A 13,070-nucleotide genomic window follows, 5' to 3' on the forward strand; every position below is an offset into this window, starting at 1 on the left:
CAGGATGGGCATATCGGAGGATCCGCCGGATCCGATGACTGATTAAAGGGAGGGATAACAATGGCAGGTCAGGAGCAGCAGCAGCCGCAATCACGCGACAGCCAGGTCGACGAGGACATTCCTGAGGCGCCGCCCGCACCACCGGAAGCCCAGGCTTCGGCATCAACCGAAGGCGTGGACGATCTCCTTGATGAGATCGACGGCGTCCTGGAATCCAACGCCGAAGAGTTCGTTCGGGCCTTCGTCCAAAAAGGCGGCCAGTAACCCGGACCGGAGGGTGGCGGAAGCCCCGGACGGCCGGAATCTGTACAGACGTTGAAGTACCACGTTCAAGGAGTGCATGAGTGCAGGAATCAACCGCCAACCAGGTAGCCGCCAACGCCACCTCGTCCTTTACCGAACACCTGCAGCGGGACCGGCCGGAGCTTCTGCCCTTTAGCCGGTCCCCCCAGGGCGGCGCGTCCGCGGCCGCTCCGCTGCAGGTTCCGCACGCCACCACCATCGTTGCCTTGAGCTACGACGGCGGCGTGCTGATGGCAGGGGACCGGCGGGCCACCATGGGCAACGTCATCGCCAGCCGGCATATCGAGAAGGTGTTCCCCGCAGACCGGTTCTCGGTGCTGGGCATCGCTGGAACGGCCGGCATAGCAATTGACCTGACGCGGCTGTTCCAGGTGGAACTTGAGCACTACGAAAAGATCGAAGGCACGCTCCTCAGCCTCGAAGGCAAGGCCAACAGGCTTGGGGCCATGATCCGCGGCAACCTCCCGCTGGCGCTCCAGGGCCTGGCCGTGGTGCCGCTCTTCGCCGGTTTCGACACCAGCGCCGGTGTGGGCCGGCTGTTCTCCTACGATGTCACCGGTGGAAGGTACGAGGAACACGAACACCATACGGTAGGGTCCGGGTCCGTCTTCGCCCGCGGCGCCCTGAAAAAACTGTGGCGGCCCAACCTCACTGCCGCCGAGGCCCTCGCCGTTGCAGTGGAATCCCTGTACGACGCCGCGGACGACGATTCGGCAACGGGCGGCCCGGACACCGTCCGCCAGCTGTGGCCTGTGGTCTATACGGTGGACAGCTCGGGCGCCCGCCGGGTTCCCGAGCCGGAACTCGCAGCCGCGGCAAGGAACGTCATCGAAGCCCGCACCATCGCCGGACGGGAGGCCTGAGATGACACAGCAGTTCTATGTCTCGCCCGAACAGCTGATGAAGGACCGTGCCGATTTCGCACGGAAAGGCATTGCCCGCGGCAGGTCCGTGGTGGTCATCAGCTGCGCGGAGGGGATCGCGCTTGTGGCGGAAAACCCTTCCCCGTCCCTGCACAAAATCGGTGAGATCTACGACAAAATCGCGTTCGCCGCCGTCGGGAAATACAACGAGTTCGAAAGCCTCCGGCAAGCCGGCGTCAGGTACGCGGACGTCCGCGGGTACTCGTACGACCGTGAGGACGTCACCGCCCGGGGCCTGGCCAGCGTCTACGCCCAAAGCCTGGGTGCCGTGTTCACCGCCGAACAGAAACCCTTCGAAGTGGAACTGGCGGTGGCCGAAGTCGGCCCCACCCAGGAGGAGGACCATCTCTACCGGCTGACCTTCGACGGTTCCATCGCCGATGAGCACAGTTTTGTGGTGATGGGCGGCCAGGCGGACAAGGTGTCGTCTGCCATCGAGGGCGGCTGGCGCAGCTCGCTCAGCTTTTCGGAAGCCGTGCGGCTGGCCATGTCCGGCCTGGCCCCCGCAGCTGAAGCAGATGACCAGGCCAAGGCATTGCCGGCACGGGCGCTGGAGGTTGCGGTTCTGGACAGGATGTCCGAGCGCTCACGTGGGTCCCGCCGCGCCTTCCGCCGGCTCAATGACGCGGATATCACTGCACTGCTGGCCTAGGAGGACACATGGACAAGAGAATCTTCGGTATCGAAACCGAATTCGGGATTTCCTATTCGAGCCCCGACTCGAGGCCTCTTGCCCCGGAGGAAGTTGCCCGGTATCTCTTCCGCAAGGTCGTCAGCTGGGGACGCTCTTCCAACGTGTTCCTGACCAACGGCTCCCGGCTGTACCTGGACGTGGGTTCCCACCCCGAATACGCCACCGCCGAATGTGACGATCTCGCGCAGCTGATAGCCCATGACCGGGCCGGGGAACTGATCCTGGACGACCTCGTGGACGAGGCCCAGGCGCGGCTCGCCGCTGAAGGTTTCAACGGCACGGTCTACCTGTTCAAGAACAACACCGATTCCGCCGGAAACTCGTACGGCAGCCACGAGAACTACCTCATTCCCCGCCGCGGCGAGTTTTCCCGGCTGGCGGAGATCCTGATTCCGTTCCTGGTGACCCGCCAGCTCATTGCCGGGGCTGGAAAGATCCTCAAGACCCCGCATGGGGCAACGTACGCTTTTTCCCAGCGGGCCGACCACATCTGGGAGGGCGTTTCCTCCGCCACCACACGGTCGCGGCCCATCATCAACACCCGGGATGAGCCGCACGCCGACGCCGAGTTCTACCGGCGGCTGCACGTCATCGTGGGCGACTCGAACATGTCGGAGGCCACCGCCCTCATGAAGGTGGGTACCGTCGACCTGGTACTGCGCATGATCGAGGCGGGTGTGATCATGCGGGACATGCGGATGGAAAACCCAATCCGCAGCATCCGCGAGATATCGCACGACCTCGGCGGCCGGGCCCTCGTCCGGCTGGCCAACGGCCGCCAGCTCACCGCCCTGGAAATCCAGCAGGAGTACCTGACGAAGGTCACGGCCTTCGTGAAGGAGCACGGCGCCCACAACCCGCATGTTCCGCTGATCCTCGACCTGTGGGAGCGGACGCTCAGGGCCATCGAAAGCGGCGACTCCCGCAGCATCGACACCGAAATCGACTGGGCCATCAAGAAAAAGCTGATGGACAAATACCGCGAACGCCACGGGCTGGGCCTGGACGCCCCGCGGATCGCCCAGCTTGACCTGACGTACCACGACATTTCCCGCGGCCGCGGCCTCTACTACCTGCTCCAGTCCCGGGGTGCGGTACGGCGGATCGTGGACGACACCGTCATCAAGGACGCCGTTGACGCGCCGCCGCAGACCACGCGGGCCAAACTGCGCGGTGACTTTGTCCGGCGCGCACAGGAGCTGGGCCGCGACTACACGGTGGACTGGGTCCACCTGAAGCTCAACGACCGCGCCCACCAGACCATCCTGTGCAAGGATCCGTTCCGCAGCGTGGACGATCGCGTGGATGCGCTTCTGGACTCTATGGGCTGACACCCAGCTTCAGGGGCTATTCTGGATAGGGCCCTTTATCAGGGCCTGCCGCGATTCTGTCCGCTGCCACGCGGGACCATCGCATCCACCCTGCCCCGACGAAAGTTCTCTTACGTGCGCCGACTACTAGCAATCCTTCTTCCCGGTCTGCTGCTGCTTACCGCCTGCGGTGGTTCAACCGCAGAGCCGGAACCCACCAGCCAGTCCGCTGGCGAGACTGCAAAGTTCGACTCCCTCAAACTGACTGACAACGGGGACAAAAAAGCTCCCGGTGTGGAATTCGCCAAGCCGCTCGAAGTGGCGGAACCCACCGTCAAGGTGATCACCGAGGGCAGCGGGGATACCGTCAAGGCGAACCAGATCGCCAACATTTCCATCCTCGCCCTCAACGGCACCGACGGCGCCACCCTCGAGGACACATTCCCGAACGATCCGGAGCCCCTCGAACTCAATGAGGAGCTTAAGACCGGCAGCCCCGTGATCTACAACGCCTTCGTCGGTGCAAAGGTGGGCTCCAGCCTCGCGCTGGCCGTCCCCGGACAGGCAGCTGCCGCCGGAGCCGAAGCCCAGCCCACCCAGTTGCTTGTTATCAAGGTCCTGTCCACCACGGACGTAACCCCGGCCCTTGAAAAGCCCGAAGGCGAGACCGTTACCCCGCCCGCCGGACTACCCACGGTTACGGAAAAAGACGGCATCCCCGAAATCTCCGTCGACGGCGTGGCAGCTCCCACCGAGCTGGTCTCCCAGGACCTCATCAAGGGCAACGGTGCCACCGTCAAGGAAACCGATACCCTCACCGTCAACTACGTGGGCGTCAACCTCGTGGGCGGCACCAAGTTCGATTCGAGCTTCGACCGCGGCGAACCGGCAACCTTCGCGCTGAACCAGGTCATCAAGGGTTGGACCCAAGGACTTACGGGCAAGACCGTGGGCTCCCGCGTCCTGCTGGTCATCCCCAAGGACCTGGCATACGGCGAGGCCGGCCAGGGTGAAGCCAAGGGCGACCTGGTGTTCGTAGTGGACATCCTCGGCGCCAAGTAGCAACACTTACAAGCAGTCCGCGGTTTCTTTTCCGCGGTACCCACCACGCGGTATTCAACACCAGCACTGACACAAAGGAGCAACATGTCATTTGGACAGCGGGACTTTGACCGCCAGAAGCCCGAGATTGATTTCCCGGAAGGCGACGTTCCCACCGAACTGGTCATCACCGACCTCATCGAGGGCGACGGCCGCGAAGCCAAGGCAGGGGACACCGTCTCCACCCACTACGTCGGCGTGGCCTGGTCAACCGGCGAAGAATTCGACGCTTCCTGGGGCCGCGGAGCCCCCTTGGACTTCCGCGTGGGCGTAGGCCAGGTCATCCAGGGCTGGGACCAGGGACTGCTGGGCATGAAGGTTGGCGGCCGCCGCCGCCTGGAAATTCCCTCCGAACTGGCCTACGGTTCCCGTGGCGCCGGTGGAGCGATCAAGCCCAACGAAGCCCTGATCTTCGTGGTGGACCTCGTGGGCGTCCGCTGATCCGGCACCACTGACTGCACCGCCATGGAAAAGCGCGGCAACCCCCGGGAGAAACAGTCCCGGGCGTTGCCGCGCTTTCTGCGTTCCGCCCGGAGTTTAGTAACGTAACCAGAGTGTCCGTATCCCGCACTGAACGACTCCTCAACCTGCTGATCGCGCTCCTCAACACCCGGTATGGCCTGCGCCGCAGTGAATTGCGGGAGAAGGTCTACCACGACACTTCGGGCAACGACGTTGCGTTCGGCCGGATGTTTGAGCGTGACAAAAACGATCTGCGCCAGTTCGGCTTCGACGTGGAAACCCTCACCGACCTGGGGTGGAGCGAAGACGATCCCGCCACCACCCGCTACCGCATCGGCAAGGAATCCAACCGCCTCCCGGACGTCCAGCTTGAGCCCGAGGAGTGGACGGTACTCCTCCTGGCCTCACAGCTCTGGGAGCGCGCGGCCCTGGGCACGGCAGCACAGAGCGCCCTCCGGAAGCTCAAGGCGTCAGGCCAGCTGGCCGACGTCGAACTGCCTGCGGGCCTCCAGCCACGCATCAAACCCGCAGGGCAGGCCTTCGACGACGTTGTGGCCGCCATGCATTCCCGGCACCCCGTCACGTTCAGCTACCTCGCCGGCAGCACAGGCAAGGACGAGGTGCGCACAGTGGAGCCATGGGGCCTCGGCAGCAGGTTCGGGCAGTGGTACCTGGTGGGCCACGACAGAGCACGCCAGGCCGCCCGGCACTTCCGGCTGTCCCGATTCACCAGTGCAGTGGCCATCCTGGACAAGGAGCACTACTCGCCGCCGGCGGACTTCAACATCCGGCAGGAACTCGACCGGCTCCCCGAACTCCCGCTCCGCGCCGCCGTCGTGGATGTCCGGGAGGGCCGCCTGCTCGCCCTCCGGCGCCGGGCACTCGCCGCCGCGGAAACGCCGGCGGACGCTGCCGCGCAGGGCCGCCCCGACGCCGGCTTCGAGCGGATCGCCCTGCACTTCCGGGACCCGGAGATCCTCGCCGAAGAACTGGCATCCTACGGGCCTGATGCCCGGGCCGTAGCCCCGGAGGAGCTTGTTGTCGCCGTCCGGCGGCGGCTCCGGGCCGCTGCCGATTTCAGCGCATCTCCGACCCCCGACTACTCGTTTTCACCGGCCCGTTCCCGGCCGTCCCGGTCCAGGACCTCGGAGGACCAGCTCAAGCGGATGCTCCAGCTGGTGCCGTTCCTGGTGCACAACCAAGGCCTGCACATTCAGGAGGTAGCGGACCATTTCGGAGTGAGCCGGGACGAGCTGGAGGACGACCTGCGGATCCTCATCTGCTCCGGACTGCCGGAGGGCTACCCGGATGACCTGCTGGACATCCAGTGGGAGAACGACCACGTCTTCATCACCCAGGACCTGGACCTCAACAGGCCAGTCCGGTTCACCGTGGACGAAGCCTGCGCGCTCCTGACGGGCCTCGAAACCCTGAACGGGCTGCCGGGCATTGCCGAAGGCGGGGCGCTGGAGTCGTTGACGCTCAAGCTGCTTGCGGCCGCCGGTGAGGAAGGGCTGCGGGCAGCGTCCCTCGCCGGACCGGAAATGGGGCCGGCCGATGCCGCCATCCATGACACGGTGCGGCAGGCGATCGGCTCCCGCTCCCGGCTCCACCTGACCTACCTGTCGCCGCAACGGGACAAAGTGTCCGAACGGGACGTGGACCCCTTGCGGCTCTACTCCCTCGACAACACGTGGTACTTCGAAGCGTATTGCCACCTGGTGGACGGGCTGCGGAACTTCCGCCTGGACCGCGTGCAGGACGTTTACCCGAACGGGCAGCACGCGGCTGACGGGCTCACTGCGTCCGGCGCGGTCCCCGCCAAGCTTTTTACACCGAACGACGACGACACCACCGTCACGGTCCAGCTCACCCGGCAGGGGAGGGGGCTTGCGGACGACTACTACGCGGAGCGCACGGCAGAGCTTCCCGACGGCGGACTGGTCGCCGAGATACGGTTCGGCAACACCGCGTGGCTGCCCATGTTCGTCGCCCAGCATGGCGGTGCCGTCCGCATTATTGCCCCCGAGGACCTGGCCACGTCCGCACGGGTGTGGCTGGAGGCGTCGCTGGCCAGGTACGGGGGCTAGACTTCTCAGCATGCCTTGGTGGTCCTGGATCCTTTTATGGGTAGCGCTTGTTGCGCTGTCGCTGCTGTTCTATGTCCTGCTGGGCATCCGTCTTTTCCGCCAGTTCATGGCGACCGTCAAGGACCTCGGGGCAGCAGGTGAAAAACTTGGACACCTGGCCCCGCTGCAGGAGCACGCGGAGCCGGAAAAGCCCGGACAGGCACCGCCGGGTTCTGCTGTTTTTGCCTCACCCACCGTCATGCGACATGATTACGAGGCATCCACGTCAGCACGGCGGGAAGAACGCCGCCGCCGGAGGGTTCAGCGCAAGACGGACCGGGGCCAGCCGCAGGCGCTCGGGGATCTCGACTTCACATAGAAGTAGGATGTATTGAGAGGAAAGGATTTCCCATGGGAAGACTCTTTGATGGCCCCTGGCCCATCGTCATTATTATCGTTGTTGCACTGCTGCTCTTTGCCGCACCCAAGCTTCCGGCCATGGCACGCAGCCTCGGCCAGTCCATGCGGATCATCAAGTCCGAAGTCAAGGAAATGAAGAACGACGGCAAAACCGACACCACCGACGCCTCCGGCCCGGTGGAAGGCACGGTCGTGAACCACCCCAAGGCGAAGCCCGGCGAGCCGACAGACGGCACTGACGTTCCGCCGTCGAACCGCGCCTGACCCCCAGTGGCACTGTCGCGGGCCCGTAAAGCCAACCCTGAGGGGCGCATGTCCCTGTGGGACCACCTCAAGGAGCTCAAGAACCGGCTGATCAAGTCGGCCATTGGCGTCGTCATCGGCGGCATCGGGGGCTGGATACTTTACGATCCGCTGCTGAAGGCGCTGGCCGATCCGGTCAACCGCATCTCGCAGCAAACCGGGGGACTGTCCGCAATCAACTTCGGGACCATTGCTTCCCCGTTTGACTTCAAGCTGCAGATGTCGCTCCTCATCGGGGCGGTGATATCCAGCCCCATCTGGATCTACCAGCTCTGGGCGTTTATCACACCCGGCCTTACATCAAAGGAACGCCGGTACACCCTGGGATACATGGCGGCAGCGGTACCCCTGTTCCTCGCCGGGATCTGGGCCGGATGGCTCGTGGTGCCCCAGGTGGTGCGGGCGCTGACCCAGTTCACGCCGGACGGATCGTCCAGTGTCATCGATGCCCGGACCTATATCGAATTCGTCACACGGATGGTCCTGGTCCTGGGTATCGCGTTCCTGGTTCCCGTGGTGCTGGTGGGCGTCAACATGGCCGGTGTCATCTCCGGCCAGACCATCCTCAAAGCCTGGCGCATTACCGTCTTCCTGGTCTTTGTCCTCGCCGCCATCGCGGCCCCCGGCGCCGATGCCATTTCCATGTTCATGCTGGCCGGTCCGCTGCTTGTCCTGTTCTTCGCTGCGATCGGCATTTGCCTCATGAATGACAAGCGGCGCGCCCGCCGCCAGGCCAGGAGGGCAGCGGAAACCGAGGCAACGGCTGACATCGCCACCCCGGGCAGTGAGCTGAAGAACCTCTAAGCTCCCAGTAGGCTTAGTACATGTCCTCCAACACCGGGCCGTTTCCTAAAGGTCCAACTTCCAGCGGACCTTTTTCCACGGCGCCCAGCGATCCTGAGGAGCTCTCCCCGGCAGAAAGGTACCGGGCCAGCGCCGAACGCAGGGCCGAGGCGGCTACCGATTTGGGTGCGTTCATCCGCACGTTGGACTTTGAGCTGGACGACTTCCAGCGGAAGGCCTGCCTGTCCCTGCAGGACGGCCGGGGAGTGCTGGTGGCAGCGCCCACCGGCGCGGGAAAAACGATCGTGGGCGAGTTCGCCATCTACCTGGCCCTCCAGCGCGGCCTCAAGGCTTTCTACACCACCCCCATTAAGGCGCTGAGCAACCAGAAATTCACGGAACTCGGCGAAAAGTACGGTGCCGGAAACGTGGGACTGCTCACCGGCGACACCAGCATCAACGGCGACGCCCCCGTGGTGGTCATGACCACCGAAGTCCTGCGGAACATGCTCTATGCGGACTCAGCCACCCTGGACGACCTGGGCTACGTGGTCATGGATGAGGTGCACTACCTCGCCGACCGGTTCCGCGGAGCTGTCTGGGAGGAAGTGATCATCCATCTGCCCAGTGAGGTGCAGGTGGTCTCCCTCAGCGCCACGGTCTCCAACGCCGAAGAGTTCGGCGCCTGGCTGGACACCGTCCGCGGGGACACGGACATCATCGTCTCCGAACACCGCCCGGTTCCCCTCTGGCAGCACGTCATGGTGGGCCGGCAGATCATGGACCTGTTCGCCGGGGAAACCACCTTCGACGAAATCGCACCGCCCGTGGACGCCGACGGGCCGCAGCAGGCGCCCGCGAAGGAAACCACTGCCTCAGGCCGCGGCTTTGACGTCAATCCGGACCTCCTGACGGTTGCCCGCAGCGAAAGCCAGCACAGTTTCCGCAGCAGGCCCGGCCCCGGCGGACGCGGCCAGCGCGGCCGCCGCGGCGGCAATGACCGTCCCGCCCGGGGCCCAGAAGAAACCGGCGTTCGCAGGGCCAGCCGCCCCCAGGTGATTGCGAGCCTTGACCGGATGGACCTGCTGCCCGCCATCACCTTCATCTTTTCCCGTGCCGGCTGCGACGCGGCCGTGGCCCAGTGCGTCAGCTCCGGGTTGTGGCTCACCACCGAAAAAGAGCAGCGCATCATTGCCCAGCGCGTTGACGAAGCGGGGCACGACATCCCGCCGGACGACCTGGACGTCCTCGGCTTCTGGACCTGGCGTGACGGGTTGCTCCGAGGTTTTGCCGCACACCACGCCGGCATGCTGCCCACGTTCAAGGAAGTGGTGGAAAAGCTCTTCGCCGATGGCCTGGTCAAGGCCGTGTTCGCCACGGAGACCCTTGCCCTCGGCGTCAACATGCCCGCACGCTCCGTGGTGCTGGAGAAACTGGACAAGTTCAACGGCGAGGCCCATGTGGACATCACCGCGGGGGAGTACACCCAGCTGACCGGCCGTGCCGGCCGCCGCGGCATCGACATCGAAGGCCACGCAGTGGTTCTGTGGCAGCCCGGGACGGACCCGACGGCGGTGGCCGGCCTCGCCTCCCGCCGCACCTACCCTCTGAACTCGAGCTTCCGGCCCACCTACAACATGAGCATCAACCTCCTGGCACAGTTTGGCCGGGCAAGGGCCCGCGAGATCCTGGAATCCTCCTTCGCGCAGTTCCAGGCCGACCGCTCGGTGGTGGGCCTGGCGCGACAGGTGCGGAGCAGGGAGGAATCCCTCGCGGGGTACGCCAAGTCCATGACATGCCACCTCGGCGACTTCACCGAGTACGCAAGGCTCCGGCGCGAGCTCTCCGATGCCGAAAACGCGACGTCGCGGACAAAGTCCCGGGCCCGGAAGTCGCTCAGCGACGACTCGCTGGCCAGGTTGCTGCCCGGTGACGTGGTGGATGTTCCCGGCGGGAGGGCACCGGGCCCGGCCATCGTGCTCAGTTCCGACCACAGCAGCCGTGAGCCGCGGCCCGCCGTCCTGACCCTGGACAACCAGCTGCGCAGGATCGGAACGGATGACCTCGAGGGCCCCATTGCACCGCTGACACGCATCCGCATTCCGAAGTCATTCAACGCCAAGGTGCCGAAGTCACGGCGGGACCTGGCGTCCTCCGCCCGGAACGCGCTCCGGGAAAACCGGCCACCCGCCCCGGGCCATAACCGCAACAATGATTTCGGCCGGGCGGCTGCGCTGCCCAACCAGGAGAAGCGTATTGCCGATCTCCGCCGTGCCCTTCGCGCCCACCCCTGCCACGGCTGCAGCGAACGCGAAGACCATGCGCGCTGGTCCGAGCGGTGGTGGAAGCTGAGGCGGGAGACCGACGGCCTGGTCCGGCAGATCCAAGGCCGCACCAACACCATCGCCAAGACCTTCGACCGCGTCTGCGACGTCCTGTCCGCTTACGGCTACCTGGAAGCCAGCGGCGATGGCGGCCTGGTCATCAGTTCCGATGGCCAGCGGCTGCGGCGGATTTACGGTGAGAAGGACCTGCTGATCTCCCAGTCCCTGCGGCTGGGCGCGTTCGATGACCTGGACGCTGCCGAAGTGGCAGCCCTGGCCAGCGTGCTGGTCTACCAGGCCAAGCGAGAGGACCGCGGTCTCCGGCCGCGCATGCCCAGTGTCTCCCTGGAAACAGCAGTGGATATCGTGGTGAGGGAATGGTCGGCCCTGGAGGACGTTGAAGAGGAGAACAAGCTTCCGCTGACCGGTGAACCCGAACTCGGGCTGGTGTGGCCCATCTACAAGTGGGCACGCGGCCGCCACCTGCAGGATGTACTGAGCGGCACCGACCTCGCCGCCGGCGACTTTGTCCGTTGGGTGAAGCAGGTGGTGGACCTGCTGGACCAGCTCGCCAAGATTCCGGGTCTTGATCCCCGGCTGGCCCGGCTGTGCGGCGAGGCCATCTCCTTGGTCCGCCGCGGCGTCGTGGCATATTCCTCCGTCCTTTAGCCAGTACCCGGCGTCCAGCCGGCCCGTTTCAACCCTCAGGAGCCCTGCCCCGCATGACCCAGCCTGGTCCCGAATCACCCCGCAACGTCGTCCTCTACCGCAACGGGTCCGTCTACACGGCTGCCGACCCCTTCGCCACCGCCATGCTCGTGGACGGTGACACGGTGGCGTGGGTGGGGTCCGAGCAGGCGGCGTCTTCCATTGCGGACAGTTCCATGGACGTCATCGACCTGCGGGGAGCACTCGTCGCACCCGGATTCGTCGATTCGCACATGCACCTGACCGAGACCGGCATCGCCCTGGATTCGCTGCGGCTGGGCGGAGTCACCTCAGCCCGGGAGCTCCTGGACGCCGTGTCGTCCGCAACCGGCAACGGCCCGGTCCTGGGCCACGGCTGGGATGAAACCACGTGGGCGGACCCCACACTGCCCACTCCGGACGAACTGGAACGTGCATCAGCAGGCCGGCCCGTCTACCTTTCCCGGGTGGACGTGCACTCGGCACTGGTCTCAACGTCACTGGCTCACGCCGCGGACCTTCGCAGCCAGGACGGGTTCGACGGCGGCGCACGCGTTACGCGCGCGGCCCACACGGCCGCACGGCAGTCCACCCGGCAGCTGCCGGAAGAGGCACTCCGCCGGCACCAGGCGCGCGCCCTGTCCGAGGCGGCCGCCAACGGGTATGTCGCCCTGGCCGAGATGGGGGCGCCGCACATCGGGGGCCAAGAGGACCTGCGCCTGGCCGCAGCGTGGAATTCTCCCGGCGGTGATGGGCCGGCCCTTCCCGAGGTCCTGCTGTACTGGGGGGAATTGGCGACCTCAGAAGAGCACGCGCGCAGCCTGATGGATCAATTCGGCTTCCCGCTGCGCGGCCTTGCCGGAGACCTGAACATTGATGGCTCGGTGGGGTCGCGCACTGCTGCGCTCCGGTCCGGCTACAGCGACGCCCCCGGGGAGCGCGGGAACCTCTATCTGACGGCAGAACAGGCGGCCGCGCATCTTGCCGCGTGTTCACTCGTGGGGATCCAGGCCGGCTTCCACGTGATCGGCGATGCCGGGCTGGACGCGGCGTTATCAGCTCTGGACCTCGCGGCTGAGCAGGTGGGGGAGCAGCGCGTCCGCGCAGCCGGCCACCGGTTTGAACATGTGGAGATGGTGGATGCGCCGGCCATTGAAAAGCTGGCCCGATACTCGGTCACCGTCAGCGCCCAGCCTGCGTTCGATGCCGCGTGGGGCGGACCCGGTGGCCTGTACGGGAAGCGGTTGGGGGAACGGAGCGCCTCCATGAACCCCTTTGCCTCCCTGTACGCGGCCGGTGTTCCCGTGTGCTTCGGCAGCGACAGCCCGGTCACCCCGCTGAAACCCTGGTCCAGCGTGCGGGCGTGCCTGGAGCATCACACCGAAGGTGAACGTATTTCCGCCCGCGCCGCCTTCCTCGGCCACACCCGCGCGGGCTGGCGTGCGGCCAAATATCCCAACCCGATGGCGGGGCAACTCGTGCCCGGCGCCCCTGCAAGTTTCGCCGTGTGGGAGGTGGAGGAACTGATGGTCCAGGTGGCCGATGGGCGCGTCCAGTCCTGGAGTACGGATCCCCGTGCCCGCACACCGCTGTTGCCTGCGCTGGACACCGGCACGGACCCTGTGTGCCTGCAGACCGTGCGGAACGGTGCCGAATTGTTCTCCAGCCCGGCACTGCGTTCCTGACCCTGC

Annotated in this window: 12 protein-coding genes; all 12 read left to right on the forward strand. The window is 65.7% G+C overall.

Annotation, left to right across the window (positions count from 1 at the left end; all coding sequences use genetic code 11):
- Positions 1–60 precede the first annotated feature (60 nt).
- The gene (locus tag B5520_RS05860; RefSeq protein WP_015937113.1) at positions 61–264 is read left to right on the forward strand and encodes a ubiquitin-like protein Pup; all 204 of its coding nucleotides are present in this window, start codon (positions 61–63) and stop codon (positions 262–264) included.
- Between the two features lie 80 nt (positions 265–344).
- On the forward strand, positions 345–1,166 hold the full coding sequence (gene prcB, locus B5520_RS05865; protein WP_079596132.1) for a proteasome subunit beta: 822 nt from the start codon (positions 345–347) through the stop codon (positions 1,164–1,166).
- Position 1,167: 1 nt separating this feature from the next.
- Positions 1,168–1,878 carry a proteasome subunit alpha gene (prcA, locus tag B5520_RS05870; RefSeq protein ID WP_079596133.1) on the forward strand — a complete coding sequence of 237 codons (711 nt, stop codon included), beginning with the start codon at positions 1,168–1,170 and terminating at the stop codon, positions 1,876–1,878.
- Positions 1,879–1,886: 8 nt separating this feature from the next.
- Positions 1,887–3,251: a Pup--protein ligase gene (gene pafA / locus B5520_RS05875; protein WP_079596134.1), complete on the forward strand. Its 1,365-nt coding sequence runs from the start codon at positions 1,887–1,889 to the stop codon at positions 3,249–3,251.
- A 114-nt stretch (positions 3,252–3,365) separates the two neighbouring features.
- A complete protein-coding gene (locus B5520_RS05880) occupies positions 3,366–4,292 on the forward strand; it encodes an FKBP-type peptidyl-prolyl cis-trans isomerase (RefSeq protein WP_079596135.1) in 927 nt (308 codons plus the stop codon).
- A gap of 84 nt (positions 4,293–4,376) precedes the next feature.
- Positions 4,377–4,772 carry an FKBP-type peptidyl-prolyl cis-trans isomerase gene (locus tag B5520_RS05885; RefSeq protein ID WP_079596136.1) on the forward strand — a complete coding sequence of 132 codons (396 nt, stop codon included), beginning with the start codon at positions 4,377–4,379 and terminating at the stop codon, positions 4,770–4,772.
- A 113-nt stretch (positions 4,773–4,885) separates the two neighbouring features.
- The gene (locus tag B5520_RS05890; RefSeq protein ID WP_079596137.1) at positions 4,886–6,883 is read left to right on the forward strand and encodes a helix-turn-helix transcriptional regulator; all 1,998 of its coding nucleotides are present in this window, start codon (positions 4,886–4,888) and stop codon (positions 6,881–6,883) included.
- Between the two features lie 10 nt (positions 6,884–6,893).
- Entirely contained in the window at positions 6,894–7,241 is a 348-nt protein-coding gene (locus B5520_RS05895) for a hypothetical protein (RefSeq protein ID WP_079596138.1), read from the forward strand.
- Between the two features lie 32 nt (positions 7,242–7,273).
- Complete coding sequence (tatA, locus tag B5520_RS05900) at positions 7,274–7,546, forward strand: Sec-independent protein translocase subunit TatA (RefSeq protein WP_079596139.1); 273 nt, start codon at positions 7,274–7,276, stop codon at positions 7,544–7,546.
- 48 nt (positions 7,547–7,594) lie between these two features.
- Complete coding sequence (gene tatC / locus B5520_RS05905) at positions 7,595–8,389, forward strand: twin-arginine translocase subunit TatC (protein ID WP_079596140.1); 795 nt, start codon at positions 7,595–7,597, stop codon at positions 8,387–8,389.
- Between the two features lie 20 nt (positions 8,390–8,409).
- Positions 8,410–11,361, forward strand: a complete 2,952-nt coding sequence (locus B5520_RS05910) for a DEAD/DEAH box helicase (protein ID WP_079596141.1) — start codon at positions 8,410–8,412, stop codon at positions 11,359–11,361.
- Positions 11,362–11,414: 53 nt separating this feature from the next.
- On the forward strand, positions 11,415–13,064 hold the full coding sequence (locus B5520_RS05915; protein ID WP_079596142.1) for an amidohydrolase: 1,650 nt from the start codon (positions 11,415–11,417) through the stop codon (positions 13,062–13,064).
- Positions 13,065–13,070: the final 6 nt, after the last annotated feature.

Source organism: Arthrobacter sp. P2b (assembly GCF_900168295.1).
In the GTDB taxonomy this organism is placed as follows: domain Bacteria; phylum Actinomycetota; class Actinomycetes; order Actinomycetales; family Micrococcaceae; genus Arthrobacter.